This is a genomic window from Streptomyces sp. NPDC050485, from assembly GCF_044458185.1.
Lineage (GTDB): Bacteria > Actinomycetota > Actinomycetes > Streptomycetales > Streptomycetaceae > Streptomyces.
On record NZ_JBITHR010000001.1, the window covers coordinates 196,030 to 210,945 of the forward strand.

10 protein-coding genes and 1 pseudogene are annotated in these 14,916 nt (G+C 70.9%); 4 read left to right on the forward strand and 7 right to left on the reverse strand.

What is annotated here, in order from left to right; genetic code table 11:
• Positions 1-127: 127 nt before the first annotated feature.
• From ACIBK6_RS00930 to hrcA, 4 genes are all read right to left on the reverse strand, one after another.
• Positions 128-874 (reverse strand): 16S rRNA (uracil(1498)-N(3))-methyltransferase, encoded by a 747-nt coding sequence (locus ACIBK6_RS00930; RefSeq protein ID WP_399047625.1) that lies wholly within the window; start codon positions 872-874, stop codon positions 128-130.
• Positions 871-1,962 carry a nitronate monooxygenase gene (locus tag ACIBK6_RS00935; RefSeq protein WP_399047626.1) on the reverse strand — a complete coding sequence of 364 codons (1,092 nt, stop codon included), beginning with the start codon at positions 1,960-1,962 and terminating at the stop codon, positions 871-873. Before ACIBK6_RS00935 ends, ACIBK6_RS00930 begins: the two co-directional genes overlap by 4 nt.
• Positions 1,963-2,118: 156 nt before the next feature.
• Complete coding sequence (gene dnaJ, locus ACIBK6_RS00940) at positions 2,119-3,255, reverse strand: molecular chaperone DnaJ (RefSeq protein WP_114035367.1); 1,137 nt, start codon at positions 3,253-3,255, stop codon at positions 2,119-2,121.
• Positions 3,256-4,275, reverse strand: coding sequence for a heat-inducible transcriptional repressor HrcA (gene hrcA, locus ACIBK6_RS00945; RefSeq protein ID WP_399047627.1), 1,020 nt, complete (start codon positions 4,273-4,275; stop codon positions 3,256-3,258). It lies immediately after the preceding gene.
• Between the two features lie 156 nt (positions 4,276-4,431).
• On the opposite strand from hrcA, the gene ACIBK6_RS00950 reads away from it, so the two are divergent.
• From ACIBK6_RS00950 to ACIBK6_RS00960, 3 genes and pseudogenes are all read left to right on the forward strand, one after another.
• Positions 4,432-5,151, forward strand: coding sequence for an MBL fold metallo-hydrolase (locus ACIBK6_RS00950; RefSeq protein ID WP_399047628.1), 720 nt, complete (start codon positions 4,432-4,434; stop codon positions 5,149-5,151).
• Between the two features lie 30 nt (positions 5,152-5,181).
• The gene (locus tag ACIBK6_RS00955) at positions 5,182-5,997 is read left to right on the forward strand and encodes a DUF3097 domain-containing protein (protein WP_399047629.1); all 816 of its coding nucleotides are present in this window, start codon (positions 5,182-5,184) and stop codon (positions 5,995-5,997) included.
• 14 nt (positions 5,998-6,011) lie between these two features.
• Positions 6,012-6,275, forward strand: a pseudogene (locus ACIBK6_RS00960) (recombinase family protein); the annotation flags it as partial.
• Between the two features lie 556 nt (positions 6,276-6,831).
• Here ACIBK6_RS00960 and ACIBK6_RS00965 read toward each other — a convergent pair.
• The 3 genes from ACIBK6_RS00965 to ACIBK6_RS00975 form a co-directional block, all read right to left on the reverse strand.
• Positions 6,832-7,011 (reverse strand): DUF1918 domain-containing protein, encoded by a 180-nt coding sequence (locus ACIBK6_RS00965; RefSeq protein ID WP_399047630.1) that lies wholly within the window; start codon positions 7,009-7,011, stop codon positions 6,832-6,834.
• 400 nt (positions 7,012-7,411) lie between these two features.
• On the reverse strand, positions 7,412-8,644 hold the full coding sequence (gene hemW, locus ACIBK6_RS00970) for a radical SAM family heme chaperone HemW (protein ID WP_399047632.1): 1,233 nt from the start codon (positions 8,642-8,644) through the stop codon (positions 7,412-7,414).
• Between the two features lie 34 nt (positions 8,645-8,678).
• The gene (locus ACIBK6_RS00975) at positions 8,679-10,661 is read right to left on the reverse strand and encodes a SpoIIE family protein phosphatase (RefSeq protein WP_399047633.1); all 1,983 of its coding nucleotides are present in this window, start codon (positions 10,659-10,661) and stop codon (positions 8,679-8,681) included.
• Between the two features lie 179 nt (positions 10,662-10,840).
• On the opposite strand from ACIBK6_RS00975, the gene ACIBK6_RS00980 reads away from it, so the two are divergent.
• Positions 10,841-14,911 (forward strand): HAMP domain-containing protein, encoded by a 4,071-nt coding sequence (locus ACIBK6_RS00980; protein WP_399047635.1) that lies wholly within the window; start codon positions 10,841-10,843, stop codon positions 14,909-14,911.
• Positions 14,912-14,916 lie beyond the last annotated feature (5 nt).

The window sequence follows — 14,916 nt, forward strand, 5'->3', positions numbered from 1 at the left end:
AGGCTGGATTTTTGCCCGCCAGGACTTATTCGCCAGGCGGAACGTTCTGCCCCGCCAGGACCCTTTCGCCCGCCAGGACCTGTCGCCAAGCAGGCCGTTTCGCCCGCCAAGGGGGCGAATTCGGGGGCTACGACCAGCGGCCCGTACGCCCCATCAGGAGGGCCGCTGCCACCGTGCCCGCCGTCGACGTGCGCAGGACGCTGCGGCCCAGGCGGTACGGCTTGGCTCCGGCCTGGGTGAAAGTGGCCAGTTCGTCCGGGGAGACCCCGCCCTCGGGGCCCACCACCAGGACGATCTCGCCGTGCTCGGGCAGTTCGGCGGTGGCCAGCGCGCCGGAGGCGTAATCGCGGTCCTCGTGCAGGACCACCGCCAGGTCGGCCCCGGCGAGCAGCGCCGCCACCTGCTTGGTGGTCATCGCCTCGGACACCTCGGGGAACCGCACCTGGCGCGACTGCTTGCCCGCCTCGCGGGCCGTACTGCGCCATTTGGCAAGGGACTTGAGGCCGCGCTCGCCCTTCCACTGGGTGATGCAGCGCGCGGCCTGCCACGGCACGATCGCGTCGACGCCCGTCTCGGTCATCGTCTCCACGGCGACCTCGCCCCGGTCGCCCTTGGGCAGCGCCTGGACCACGGTGATCCGTACCGCGGGCTCGTCCTCGGTCGCGCACCCGCCGGTGATCCGTACGACCAGGCGGTCCTTGCCCTCGGCGGCGACGACCACGGCGTCCGCCCAGGTCCCGCGGCCGTCGGTCAGGGTCACTTCCTCGTCCGCGCGCAGCCGCTTGACGGAGACGGCGTGCCGCCCCTCCGCCCCGTCCAGGACGAACTCGCCGCCGCCCGGCACCTTGTCCACGACGAAGACCGGGGCGGTCATGACGCACTCCTCATGTTCCTCAGATTCTGCAGTGTCGCGGTCAACTCGGCGCCCGCGGCGTCGAGTTCGTCGGCCAGCACCTCGACGAGGCGGCCGGCCGGAAGATCGCGGGCCAGCCGGTGGCCCTGTCCGGCCCAGAGCGCCATGCCCTGGGGGTCACCGGCCCCGGCCGCCGCCTTGCGCAGGCCCGCGGTGAGCTGGTGCACCTGCGGATAGGCGGCGGGGGCGTACGGACCGTGCTCCCGCATGAAACGGTTCACCAGGCCGCGCGCGGGCCGCCCGGAGAACGCCCTCGTCAACTCCGTACGGACGAACAGGGGGTTGGTCAGCGCCTGCTTGTGCAGTACGTTCGCGCCGGATTCCGGGCAGACCAGGAACGCCGTGCCGAGCTGTGCCGCGGCCGCGCCCGCCGCGAGCACCGCCGCGATCTGCGCGCCGCGCATCAGGCCGCCCGCCGCGACGATCGGCAGCTGGACCGTCTCCTTGACGAGTGCGATCAGCGTGAGCAGTCCGAGCCCTGCCCCGCCGGTCTGCGGATCGTCCCGGTAGGTGCCCTGGTGGCCGCCCGCCTCGACACCCTGCACACACACCGCGTCCGCCCCGGCCCGCTGCGCGGCCTGCGCTTCCTGGGGGGTGGTCACGGTGACGATCGTGTACGTGCCGAGCTTCGTGAAGGCGTCGAGTACCGCGCGCTCGGGGCAGCCGAAGGTGAACGAGACGACCGGTACCGGGTCTTCGCGCAGGATCGCCAGCTTGGCCTCGTAGTTGTCGTCGCCCCCGGTGTCGGCGTCGCCCAGCGGCGTCTCGTACCAGGAGGCCTCGCCCGCCAGCTGGTGCCGGTAGACCTCGATGGCGGCGGGGTCGGTGTGCGGGTCCTGGGGCATGAACAGGTTGACTCCGAAGGGCTGGTTCGTCAGCCCGCGCAGCTGCTTGATCTCCTGGTACATGCCGTCGGCGGTCTTGTACCCGGCGGCGAGGAATCCGAGCCCGCCGGCCTCGGAGACGGCCGCGGCCAGTGCCGGACCGGAGGCGCCACCCGCCATGGGCGCCTGCACGATCGGATACCGGCAGAGATCGGTCAAAGCCATGCTCGCATCGTGCCATGTGCTTGCTCTCGCACCGAATCGCCCGCTGATTGCCCACCCCGCACGGGGCTCCGCCCCGGACCCCGCTCCTCAAACGCCGGAGGGGCTGGCTTTCCCGGGCAGTACCGGGAAAGCCAGCCCCTCCTCGTTTCTTTCGGCTCAACGGCCGTTGAACGCGTCCTTCAAGCGGGAGAACAAGCCCTGCTGGCCCGGCTGGAACTGGCCCGTCGGGCGTTCCTCGCCGCGGAGTTTGGCCAGCTGGCGCAGGAGGTCCTCCTGCTGGGGGTCCAGCTTGCTCGGGGTCAGGACCTCGACGTGCACGATGAGGTCGCCCCGGCCGCCGCCGCGCAGATGCGTGATGCCCCGGCCGTGCAGCGGGATGGACTGGCCGGACTGGGTGCCCGGACGGATGTCCACCTCCTCCATGCCGTCGAGCGTCTGGAGCGGCACCTTCGTGCCGAGCGACGCCGCCGTCATGGGGATGGTGACCGTGCAGTGCAGGTCGTCGCCGCGGCGCTGGAACACGTCGTGCGGGAGTTCGTGGATCTCCACGTACAGATCGCCGGCGGGGCCGCCGCCGGGGCCGACCTCGCCCTCGCCCGCGAGCTGGATCCGGGTGCCGTTGTCGACACCGGCCGGGATCTTCACGGTGAGCGTGCGGCGCGAGCGGATGCGGCCGTCGCCCGCGCACTCCGGGCACGGGGTCGGGACCACGGTGCCGAAGCCCTGGCACTGGGGGCAGGGGCGCGACGTCATGACCTGGCCCAGGAACGACCGGGTGACCTGGGACACCTCGCCGCGGCCGCGGCACATGTCACAGGTCTGCGCGGAGGTGCCGGGCGCGGCGCCCTCGCCCGAGCAGGTCGTACACACCACGGCGGTGTCGACCTGGATCTCCTTGGTGGTGCCGAAGGCCGCCTCGTTGAGGTCGATCTCCAGGCGGATCATTGCGTCCTGGCCGCGGCGGGTCCGCGAGCGCGGGCCGCGCTGCGAGGCCGTGCCGAAGAAGGCGTCCATGATGTCCGAGAAGTTGCCGAAGCCACCGGCACCGAAGCCACCGGCACCGCCGCCGCCCGACGACGACAGCGGGTCGCCGCCGAGGTCGTACACCTGCTTCTTCTGCGGGTCGGAGAGCACCTCGTAAGCGGCGTTGATCTCCTTGAACCGCTCCTGGGTCTTCGGGTCGGGGTTCACATCGGGGTGAAGTTCCCTCGCCAGCCTCCGGAAGGCCTTCTTGATCTCGTCCTGAGATGCGTCGCGGCGCACGCCGAGTACGGCGTAGTAGTCCGTGGCCACTTACGACTCCGCCAGGATCTGTCCGACGTAACGTGCCACTGCGCGTACCGCTCCCATCGTTCCGGGGTAATCCATGCGGGTCGGTCCGACCACGCCGAGTTTGGCGACCGCCTCGCCGCCGGAACCGTAGCCGACCGATACGACGGACGTGGAGTTCAGTCCTTCATGGGCGTTGTTCTCGTGCCCGATGCGTACGGTCATGCCCGATTCCTTGGCCTCGCCGAGCAGCTTGAGGAGCACGACCTGCTCCTCCAGCGCCTCCAGCACCGGCCTGATGGTCAGCGGGAAGTCGTGTCCGAAGCGGGTGAGATTGGCGGTGCCGCCGATCATCAGCCGCTCCTCGGTCTCTTCGACCAGGGTTTCGAGGAGGGTGGCGAGGACCGTCGAAACGGTTCCTCGGTCCTCCGGTTCAAAGGACTCCGGCAGGTCCTGCACGAGCTGCGGCACGTCCGCGAAGCGGCGCCCCACGACCCGTGCGTTGAGCCGGGCCCGCAGGTCCGCGAGCGAGGCGTCGCCGAACGGCGCCGGGCAGTCGACCATGCGCTGCTCGACCCGCCCGGTGTCGGTGATCAGCACCAGCATCAGCCGGGCCGGCGCCAGTGAGAGGAGCTCCACGTGCCGCACCGTCGAGCGGGTCAGCGACGGGTACTGGACGACCGCCACCTGCCGGGTCAGCTGCGCGAGCAGCCGCACCGTACGGGCGACGACGTCGTCCAGGTCGACGGCGCTGTCCAGGAAGTTCTGGATCGCGCGGCGCTCGGGCGACGACAGGGGCTTGACGCCCGCGAGCCGGTCGACGAAGAGCCGGTAGCCCTTGTCGGTCGGGATCCGGCCGGCGCTGGTGTGGGGCTGGGCGATGAAGCCCTCCTCCTCCAGTACCGCCATGTCGTTGCGCACGGTCGCCGGTGAGACGCCCAGTGCGTGCCGCTCGGTCAGGGCCTTGGACCCCACCGGCTCCTCGGTGCCGACATAGTCCTGGACGATGGCGCGCAGCACCTCAAGCCTGCGTTCACTGAGCATCGCGCACACCTCCAGTTGCCGTCCGTTTTGGCACTCGCTGTGTTCGAGTGCCAGCAATCCCCCGGCCAGTGTACGGCCGACCGGTACGCCCCTAGCAAGGGCGGCCGACCACGCTACCGTGCGACGTCACCGGGGGATTGCGGATAGCGTCGCGTCATGGACGTCAATTGGGAAGAGTTCGGCTGGGAGCGCCTGGGTGACGGGGTGGGCCGCAGGCGCCTGCCGGTCTGGGACGCCACGGCCGGGCTGGTCTCCGGGGAGCACGGGCTCCTCCTTTACGACACCGGCGCGACCCTCCAGGAGGGCGCCGAGCTCCGGACGCAGGCCGAGGCGCTGTTCGGCCGCCGGGTGACCCATATCGCACTCAGCCACCCGCACTTCGACCACGTCCTCGGCACGGCCGCCTTCGCCGGCGCCGAGGTGTTCGGGGCGGTCGGGATCGAGCGCGCCCTCGACCGCGACGAGCTGCGCAGCGACGCGACGCGCCAGGGTGTGCCGGACGACGCGGCAGCCGAGGCCGCCGACCTGCTGGTCAGGCCGCAGCACATGGTGTGCGGCGAGTGGACCCTGGACCTGGGCGGCCGCCAGGTCCTGCTCGCCAACGTGGGCCCGGGCCACTCCGGCCACGACCTGGCGGTCCTGGTCCCGGCGAGCGGCGGATCTCCCGAGATCGTCTTCTGCGGCGACCTGGTCGAGGAGTCGGGCGAGCCCCAGGCGGGCCCGGACGCGGTGGGTTCGCGCTGGCCGGCCGCCCTGGACCGGCTGCTCTCGCTGGGCGGCGAGGACGCGGTGTACGTACCGGGGCACGGGTCGGTGGTCGACGCGGCCTTCGTCCGCGCCCAGCGGGACCAACTCGCGGCCAGGTTCGGCTCGTAGGGGTGGGCGGGCCGCCGTATTCTCTGTCGAATGCGCAGCTACAGCCCTGACCTGACGCCCCCCTGGAAGAAGAAGCAGGCCCCCGCGCCCGAGGTGCCGGCGGAGGCCGATCTGGTCGTGGAGGAGGTCTCCACGGGGTTCTGCGGGGCCGTGATCCGCTGCGAGAAGACGGCCGAGGGGCCGACGGTCACGCTGGAGGACCGCTTCGGCAAGCACCGCGTCTTCCCGCTCGCGCCGCGCGGCTTCCTGCTGGAGGGCAAGGTGGTCACGCTGGTACGCCCCTCCGCCGCCCCCGTACGCCCCGCCCGCACCGCCTCCGGATCGCTGGCCGTACCGGGCGCGCGGGCCCGGGTCGCGCGGGCGGGCCGGATCTACGTCGAGGGCCGCCACGACGCGGAGCTGGTGGAGAAGGTGTGGGGCGACGACCTGCGCATCGAGGGCGTGGTCGTCGAGTACCTGGAGGGCATCGACGACCTCCCCGCGATCGTCGCCGAATTCTCCCCCGGCCCGGACGCCCGCCTCGGCGTCCTGGTGGACCACCTCGTTCCCGGCTCGAAGGAGTCCCGCATCGCGGCGTCGGTGACGGATGCGGACGTACTGATCGTCGGCCACCCGTACATCGACGTGTGGGAGGCGGTGAAGCCGTCCTCGGTGGGCATCGCGGCGTGGCCGAGGGTTCCCCGGGGCGAGGACTGGAAGACGGGCGTGTGCCGGGCGCTGGGCTGGCCGGACAACACGGGCGCGGCGTGGCAGCACATCCTGTCCCGCGTCCACACGTACAAGGACCTGGACCCGACGCTGCTGGGCTCGGTGGAGCACTTGATCGACTTCGTGACGGTGCCGTAGTCCCTACGGGGGGCATGGATAAGGCATATACACCCGTAGGAATCGCATCTACCGAGACCCTGCGCGGGGTGCGGTGCGTCCGATTGTCGGTGCGGACGGATGAGACCGCCAGCCCCGAGCGTCAGCGCGAAGCCGACGGCATAGCAGCGGCAGCCCTCGGCATCGACTTCGGCGAGGGCGACACACTGCGCGAAGCGGTCGACCTGGACGTGTCCGCTTCCAAGATCGGCCCCTTTGATCGTCCGCAGCTCGGCGGGCGGCTCTCTCGGCCGGACGAGTTGACCTTGACCCCACCATTGAAGAGAACGCGACCATGGCCGACGAGATCGGCACCGAGAACAACCCCGACCACGGGCCCACGCCCATGGCCAAAGCGCACCGCAAGCTCACACCGAACGCTCTCGCGCCTGCCGCGTAACAACCCCGTACGAGACCGAGCACGCCCCGGTTGGCCACTGTCCGCCGGGGCTCTGGGCGTTCCCCGAGTGGCGTACAGGCTCGCCTTACCCCGCACCGACATGGAGTGTGCGGGCTAGGCCCGGTGCCTTACAGGTTCGTCCTGGAATGCAGTACGACCGGTCCGCACCGGCCCCGGTAGCCCCTCGGGCCCGCGGGGCTTTCCCATGCCCGCAGACGGGCCCATGGGGCGCGCCGAAGGCCCCTCGTCAGCTCGCCCTCGGGGGAACCAGGGAGCAGCGAGCGCGAGTCCGCTACGGCGGACAGGGGGACTGCACCGCCCATGAGTAACCGCCCTTGACCAGGGCGCCGAAAGGGTTGTAAGCGCGTGCAGTACCCACCGGGTCCAGACTGGCCCAAGTCGGTGAGTTCGCCGGGCTAGGCGGGACTGATCGTTGAATCGGGGCCGGGATAAACGAGCTGCTCATATCCGTCATCAAAGCGCACAAAATACGGCGGGGCGCCGTCGTTTCCCCGCACTTCCACGATCTCACCGGATAGTTCCGGCATTCCAATTCTGCCGGAGACGACGATGCGATCTCCAACCTTCGCCTGCATGATTCTCACCTTTCATAGCGGCGTGGCTGCTGACGCACCGATCAATACCCGGCGCGGTGGGCACTACCCGCTATGGCACTCGGAAGGGCGTACGGCCAGGACGGCCAAGACCGCTGACCCAACGACAGAGGTGCGCGGTACCGGCCCGTACGGGATATCGGCCGCAGAGTTCCCCGGTTCGAGTCCGGGGGCGGGCACTCAACAACAACGAGCACCACCAGGACGGAGTTCGGTACGGCAGGGACGGACTAGCTGGCACTTAATTCAAGCTGTCCCGCTCGCTGCATCGTCGGGCGGGACAGAACCCCTGCTTACGGGCATCGGGGCTTCCCGAGACCCTCCGGGGGTGTGTTCGGCTGCGGCCCGTCGCCTGTTGGGGCTCCGCCCCCGGGCATGCTGGTCAGTCGACCAGATCCCTTACCACCGCATCTGCCAGGAGTCGGCCCCGCAGGGTCAGAACCGCCCGACCCGCGTCGAACGCCGCCGGGTCGAGGAGGCCCTCGCCCACCGCGCGGCGCGCCGCCGCGAGGCCCGCCGGGCGCAGCAGGGTCAGCTCGCAGCCCTCGCGGAGCCGGAGCTCAAGGAGCACGCGCTCGACGCGGCGGTCCTCGGGGGCCAGCACCTCGCGCCCGGCCCCCGGGGAGCGGCCCCCGGCCAGCGCCGCCGCGTACGCGCCGGGGTGCTTCACGTTCCACCAGCGCACCCCGCCGACGTGGCTGTGCGCGCCGGGACCGGCGCCCCACCAGTCGGCGCCGCGCCAGTACAGCTCGTTGTGCAGGCAGCGGCCGGCCTCGGTGGTGGCCCAGTTCGACACCTCGTACCAGGAGAAACCGGCCGAGCCGAGGACCTCGTCGGCGATCAGGTAGCGGTCCGCGTGCTCGTCGTCGTCCGTCATCGGCACCTCGCCGCGCCGGATCCGCCGGGCGAGCTGGGTGCCCTCCTCCACGATCAGGGCGTACGCGCTGATGTGGTCGGGCCCGGCGCCGACGGCCGCCGCGAGCGAGGCCCGCCAGTCGTCGTCGCTCTCGCCCGGGGTGCCGTAGATCAGGTCCAGGTTGACGTGCTCGAAGCCCGCCGCGCGCGCCTCGGCGACGCACGCCTCGGGGCGGCCGGGCGTGTGCGTGCGGTCGAGGACCTTCAGGACGTGCTGCCGGGCGCTCTGCATGCCGAAGGAGACCCGGTTGAACCCGCCGTCCCGCAGCTCCGCCAGATACGCCGGGTCCACCGAATCGGGGTTGGCCTCGGTGGTCACCTCGGCGTCGTCGGCGAGGCCGAATTCGTCCCGTACGGCGGCCAGCATGCGCACCAGGTCGCCCGCGGCGAGCAGCGTCGGCGTGCCGCCCCCGACGAAGACGGTCCGCACCGGGCGCGGGTCGTCGGCGAGCACCTTCCGGGCGAGCCGGATCTCCTCGACGACCATGTCCGCGTAGTTGTCGCGGGACGCGAGGACACCGCCCTTGCCGACCAGCTCGCTGGCCGTGTACGTGTTGAAGTCGCAGTAGCCGCAGCGCGTCGCGCAGTACGGCACGTGCAGGTAGAACCCGAGCGGCCGCTCCCCCGCGCCCTCCAGGGCGTGGCGGGGCAGCGACCCGTCCTCGGGCATGGGCTCACCATCGGGCAGTACGGAAGGCATGCCCCCATTGTCCGGCACCGCGGGTGCTGCCGGGTCACCTCGCCCTCAGGACGAGCAGCGCAAGATCGTCCGCGGGCGGGGCCTCGGCGAACGCGTACACCGCCTGCTTGATCCGGGCGGCCACCCCGGACGCGGTCAGGCCCGTGCAGCGGGCCAGGACCGCGGCGAGCCCGTCGCCGTCGTCGAGCAGCCGCGGTCCCGAGCGCCGCTCGGTGATCCCGTCGGTCACACACAGCAGGGTGTCGCCGGAGGTCATCCGGAAGGTTTCGCTCTCGTACCGCGCGCCCTCGACCACACCGAGCAGCATCTGCGGGGCGGCGGCCGGCCGCACCGAGCCGTCGGGGCGCAGCAGCAGCGGCAGCGGATGCCCGGCGCTGACCAGCGTGCACCGCACTCCCCTGCCCTCGGCGTCCGGCACGAGCTCCCCGTACAACAGGGACAGGAAGCGGGTCTGCGGGCCGTCCGGCGGCTCGGCCGGTGCGGCGGACTCGACGGCCGCCAGGCGGATCGCGGCCTCGGCTGCCTCGGTGGCGTCGGTCGTGTTGTCCACGAGCAGCTGGTTGAGCCGGTCCAGTACCTCGTGCACGGCGTATCCCTCGCGGGCGAGCAGTCGCAGCCAGGGCCGGGCGAGCCCGGTCAGCACCGCGGCCTCGGGGCCGCTGCCCTGGACGTCACCGAGCGCGAAGCACCAGCGGCCGCCGGCGCCGGGGAACACGTCGTAGAAGTCGCCGCCCGCCACGCCCCCGTTGCTCGGCTGGTAGACGAGGGCGCTGTCGACGCCGGGGATCTCGGCGACGCGGCTCGGCAACAGGCCGCGCTGGAGCACCCGGCTGATGGTGGCCTGCCGGGTGTACTGACGGGCCGCGCCGATCGCGAGGCCCACTCGGCGCGCGAAGTCCTCGATCAGGCCGGTGACTTCGTCGGGCATGCGTATCAGGCCGGCCCGGCCGAGCAGCAGGACGCCCACTCCGCGCCCGCCCGCGACCAGGCGGTACGCCAGGGCCGCGCCGTCGTGGGGCTGCCCGGCCATGCGCGGCCAGGGCACCGGCACGGGACCCGTGCCGACCGATGCGGGCAGCCGGGGCGGCTCCTTCTCGACGGTCGCCCGCAGCACTTCGAGCGCGGACTCCCTGGCGTGCCAGACGCGGGCCAGCCGGGGCGCGGCGGCGGGGCCGGCGTCCGCGTCGAGCCAGATGGCGCACCAGTCGGCGAACCTGGGCACCATGAGCTGTCCGGCGAGCGCCGCGATCATGTCCTCGTCGAACTGCCCGGCAAGGAGGTCGGAGGCCTCGGCGAGGAAGGTGAGGGCGCCGCGGTCGACCCAGTCGGGTTCGGGCTGCCGCGGGCCGCGGTGGGGGTTCGGGGCGAGTATCTCGGCCGCGCGCAGGCCGCGTTGGAGGACGTCTGCGCAGGGGGCCCGGTTCGGCCCGGGCTGCTCGTCGCCGTGCACCGCGAGGCGGGCCCAGACGGTTTTGCGCCCGGTGCGGTAGGTGATGCCCCAGCATTCGGCGAGCGCCGCTACGACGTGCAGACCGCGCCCGTACTCGTACTCGGCCCGCTCGTCCCGCGCGCAGCGCGGCTCGCTGCGTACCGTGCGGGAGGGATGCTGGTCGGAGACCTCGATGACGAGGGCGGCGGGTCCCGGCCCGTCACCGGGCCCCAGGCGGCAGAGCAGTTCGACGGCCGTGCCCGCGTGCACGACCGCGTTGGTGACCAGCTCGCTGACCAGGACCGCCGCGTCGTCCACGAACCGGTCGGAGAATTCGGGGACTTCGCCCGGCGCCGGCGGCCCGGGCCCGGCCCAGCCGGCGAGCGTGGCCCGTATGAACCGGCGGGCGGCCCCGGGCGCAAGCGAGTTTCCGGGCAGCCGGGTGCGGGCGGCCGCATGGGTCCTGGGCGCCGCCGGGAGGCCCGGGGCGGCGTCGGCGGTCCGGGTCCCGGCGCCCGCGGAAGGGGCGTGCGAGGACGGTGGAATCAGGCTGTTCAAGGTCTCCCGCTGCGTTGGAAGGGGTCCCACGGTGCGGCTCCTGACCGGTTCTTGCGATGCGCCGCTCACGACTCCGACAGAGTGACAGACTGAGCGTGGCCATAAGCGCCGAGTCATCGAAGTGGGCAGCGATGAACACAGACAGTGCTATGCCTCCCGGGGAGGGAGGCTGGGTCCGGGCCTCGGAGCTGCGGCCCCTGCTTGCCGCCATGCAAACGTTGCGCGACGGAGACTTCCGGGTCCGGCTCCAGGAGGTCCACGAGGGCATGCCGGCCGAACTGGCCGCGGTCTTCAACCAAGTGGTGGTGCGCAACCAGCACTTCAGCGACGAGCTGACCCGGGTGCGCCGCGAGGTGATCCGGCACGGGCGGCTCGACGACCGGCTCGCGGCCAGCCCCGGGCAGGGCACCTGGACCGCCAGCATCGCCAATGCGAACACCCTGCTGGACGCCCTGGTGGTGCCGGCGGCGAACGCGACCCGGGTGCTCGACGCGGTGGCGGGCGGCGATCTGACCCAGCGGGTCGATCTGCACGACGGCAACCGCCAGTTGCGCGGCGATCTGCGCCGCCTTGGCGGCGCGGTCAACAAGATGGTCGACCAGCTCTCGCTGTTCACCGGCGAGGTGACCCGGGTGGCCCGCGAGGTCGGCACCGAGGGCCGGCTCGGCGGGCGGGCCAAGGTGCAGGGCCTCAGCGGCAGTTGGCGCGATGTCACCGAGGCCGTGAACACGATGGCCGCGCGGCTCACCGCGCAGGTCCGCGACATCGCGGCGGTGACCACGGCGGTGGCCCGCGGCGACCTGACCCGTACGGTCACGGTCGAAGCCACCGGCGAGTTACTGGAACTGAAGCTGACCGTGAACACCATGGTGGACCAGCTGTCCGCCTTCGCCGACGAGGTCACGAGGGTAGCCCGCGAAGTCGGCACCGAGGGCCGGCTCGGCGGCCGCGCCCAGGTCCGGGGCGTGTCCGGGGTCTGGAAGAACCTCACCGACAACGTCAACCTGATGGCGTCCAACCTGACTTCACAGGTACGCAACATCGCCCAGGTCACCACCGCCGTCGCCAACGGCGACCTGTCCCAGAAGATCACCGTCGACGCGCAGGGCGAGATCCTGGAGCTCAAGTCCACCATCAACACCATGGTCGACCAGCTCTCCGCCTTCGCCGACGAAGTCACCAGGGTGGCCCGCGAAGTCGGCACCGAAGGAAACCTCGGCGGCCGCGCCCAGGTCCGGGGCGTCTCCGGCGTCTGGAAGGACCTCACCGAGAACGTCAACTTCATGGCGGACAACCTGACTTCGCAGGTGCGCAACATCGCGCTCGTGTCGACCGCCGTCGCCCAGGGAGACCTCGGCAAGAAGATCACCGTCGAGGCGAAGGGCGAGATCCTGGAGCTGAAGACCACCATCAACACCATGGTCGACCAGCTCTCCGCCTTCGCCGACGAAGTCACCAGGGTGGCCCGCGAAGTCGGCACCGAAGGAAACCTCGGCGGTCAGGCCCAGGTGCGCGGCGTCGCGGGTGTCTGGAACGACCTGACGGAGAACGTCAACTTCATGGCATCCAACCTGACTTCACAGGTACGCAACATCGCCCAGGTCACCACCGCCGTCGCCAACGGCGACCTGTCGAAGAAGATCACCGTCGACGCGCGCGGCGAGATCCTGGAGCTGAAGGACACCGTCAACACCATGGTGGAGCAGCTCCGCGCCTTCGCCGACGAAGTCACCAGGGTGGCCCGCGAAGTCGGCACCGAAGGAAACCTCGGCGGCCGCGCCCAGGTCCGGGGCGTCTCCGGCGTCTGGAAGGACCTCACCGAGAACGTCAACTACATGGCGGACAACCTGACTTCACAGGTGCGCAACATCGCCCAGGTCGCCACGGCCGTGGCCCAGGGCGACCTCTCCAAGAAGATCGACGTGGACGCCCGCGGCGAGATCCTGGAGCTGAAGACCACCATCAACACCATGGTGGACACGCTGTCCTCGTTCTCCTCCGAGGTCACCCGGGTGGCTCGCGAGGTGGGCTCCGAGGGCCAACTGGGCGGCCAGGCACGGGTGGAGGGCGTGTACGGCACCTGGAAGCGCCTGACGACCAGTGTGAACGAGCTCGCGCTCAACCTCACCACTCAGGTCCGCGCGATCGCCGAGGTGGCGTCCGCCGTGGCCCAGGGCGACATGTCGCGTTCGATCACCGTGGAGACCCGGGGCGAGGTCTCCGAGCTGAAGGACAACATCAACCTCATGGTGTCCAACCTCCGCGAGACCACCCGCGCCAAGGACTGGCTGGAGTCCAATCTGGCCCGCCTCGCCGGTCTGATGCAGGGCCACCGCGATCTGATGGAGGTCGCCGACCTGATCCTGCGCGAACTGACCCCGCTGGTGAACGCCCAGTACGGCGCGTTCTTCCTCGCCGACCCCGACGGCGAGGACGCCCCGTCCCGCACCACCAGCTCCACCAAGGGCCTCGCCTTCATCGCCGGGTACGGCTCGGCCCAGGGCGCGACCGTCGACACGACCGGCATGCCGGGCCACGGTCTGGTCCGCCAGGCGGCCCTGGAGAAGAAGAGGATCCTCCTGGAGGAGGCCCCGCCGGACTACATCAAGATCAACTCCGGGCTCGGGGAGGCCTCCCCGGCCAGTGTCGTCATCATCCCGATCCTCTTCGAGGACAAGCTGCTCGGCGTCATCGAGCTCGCCTCCTTCTCCCGATTCTCCGACGTCCACCTGGCCTTCTTCGACCAGTTCGTGAACACGATCGGGGTCGCGATCAACACCATCATCGCCAACTCCCGTACCGAATCGCTGCTGAGCGAGTCCCAGCGGCTCGCCATCCAGCTCCAGGAGCGCTCGGACGAACTCCAGCGCCAGCAGGCCGAGTTGCAGCGCTCGAACGCGGAACTGGAGGAAAAGGCAGCCCTGTTGGCGACGTCGTCGCAGTACAAGTCCGAATTCCTGGCGAACATGTCGCACGAGCTGCGCACGCCCCTCAACTCGCTGCTCATCCTCGCCCGGCTGCTCTCCGACAACCCGGACTCCCATCTCTCGGACCAGGAAGTGCGGTTCGCCACCACGATCCACCGCTCGGGCTCCGACCTCCTCCAGCTGATCAACGACATCCTGGACCTGTCGAAGATCGAAGCGGGCCGCATGGACGTACGCCCCAAGAAGCTCCCCCTCATCAAGCTCCTCGACTACGTCCACGCCACCTTCCGCCCCATCACCCTCGACCGGGGGCTCGCCTTCGAGGTGTCGGTCGGCGAGGACGTGCCGCGCGAGATGTACTCCGACGAGCAGCGCCTCCAGCAGATCCTGCGCAATCTGCTGTCCAACGCGATCAAGTTCACCTCGTCGGGCCGCGTCGAGCTGCGCGTCAACCGCATCAAGGACCCGGAGAACGCCGTGCTGAGCGACGTGGACGACCTGATCGCCTTCGCCGTCACGGACACCGGCATCGGCATCGCGCCGGAGAAGCTCCCGGTGATCTTCGAGGCGTTCCAGCAGGCCGACGGCACCACCAACCGCAAGTACGGCGGCACCGGCCTCGGCCTGTCCATCAGCCGGGAGATCGCCGGACTGCTCGGCGGCCGGATCATCGCCGAGAGCCAGCCGGGCAGCGGCTCCACCTTCACGCTGTACGTCCCCGTCCGCTATCCGGGCCATGTGCTCAGCGAGGCCGAGCAGGACCCCGAAGCCACCCTCGACGCCTCCGATCGGCTCTCCTCCGATCACGTCCTGCTGCCCGACCAGGACGACGGCTGGCCCGCCACCACCAAACTGGAGGAGTGGAAGCGGGGGCGCGCGGGCAACGTGCTGCCCGGCCGCCGGGTCCTGATCGTCGACGACGACATCCGCAACGTGTTCGCGCTCACCCACGTCCTGGGCCGGGTCGGCATGCCGGTGCTCTACGCGGAGAACGGGCGCGAGGGCATCGAGGCCCTGGAGCGCAACCCGGACATCGAACTCGTCCTGATGGACATCATGATGCCGGAGATGGACGGCTACGAGACCATCGAGGCGATCCGGCGCAGCCCGCAGTGGAGCGACCTTCCGATCATCGCGCTCACCGCCAAGGCGATGCCCGGCGACCGCGAGAAGTCGATCGCGCAGGGCGCCAACGCGTACGTGCCGAAGCCCGTGGACGTGGACCAGCTCCTCATGGTCGTCTGCACCCTCCTGGACCCCGGCGGCGAGTCGCCGCAGGACGGGGCCACATCTTCCGTCCCGGAACAGTCGAGCGGCACCGGGGACACCGCGACCGCACCACCGAGCGTATGAGGCGA

What these genes read in the sequence shown, in the direction of transcription:
- ACIBK6_RS00930 (WP_399047625.1), bottom strand. Translation starts at nt 874, where the DNA reads ATGACCGCCCCGGTCTTCGTCGTGGACAAGGTGCCGGGCGGCGGCGAG.
- ACIBK6_RS00935 (WP_399047626.1), bottom strand. Translation starts at nt 1,962, where the DNA reads ATGGCTTTGACCGATCTCTGCCGGTATCCGATCGTGCAGGCGCCCATG.
- hrcA (WP_399047627.1), bottom strand. Translation starts at nt 4,275, where the DNA reads ATGCTCAGTGAACGCAGGCTTGAGGTGCTGCGCGCCATCGTCCAGGAC.
- ACIBK6_RS00950 (WP_399047628.1), top strand. Translation starts at nt 4,432, where the DNA reads ATGGACGTCAATTGGGAAGAGTTCGGCTGGGAGCGCCTGGGTGACGGG.
- ACIBK6_RS00955 (WP_399047629.1), top strand. Translation starts at nt 5,182, where the DNA reads ATGCGCAGCTACAGCCCTGACCTGACGCCCCCCTGGAAGAAGAAGCAG.
- ACIBK6_RS00965 (WP_399047630.1), bottom strand. Translation starts at nt 7,011, where the DNA reads ATGCAGGCGAAGGTTGGAGATCGCATCGTCGTCTCCGGCAGAATTGGA.
- hemW (WP_399047632.1), bottom strand. Translation starts at nt 8,644, where the DNA reads ATGCCTTCCGTACTGCCCGATGGTGAGCCCATGCCCGAGGACGGGTCG.
- ACIBK6_RS00980 (WP_399047635.1), top strand. Translation starts at nt 10,841, where the DNA reads ATGCAAACGTTGCGCGACGGAGACTTCCGGGTCCGGCTCCAGGAGGTC.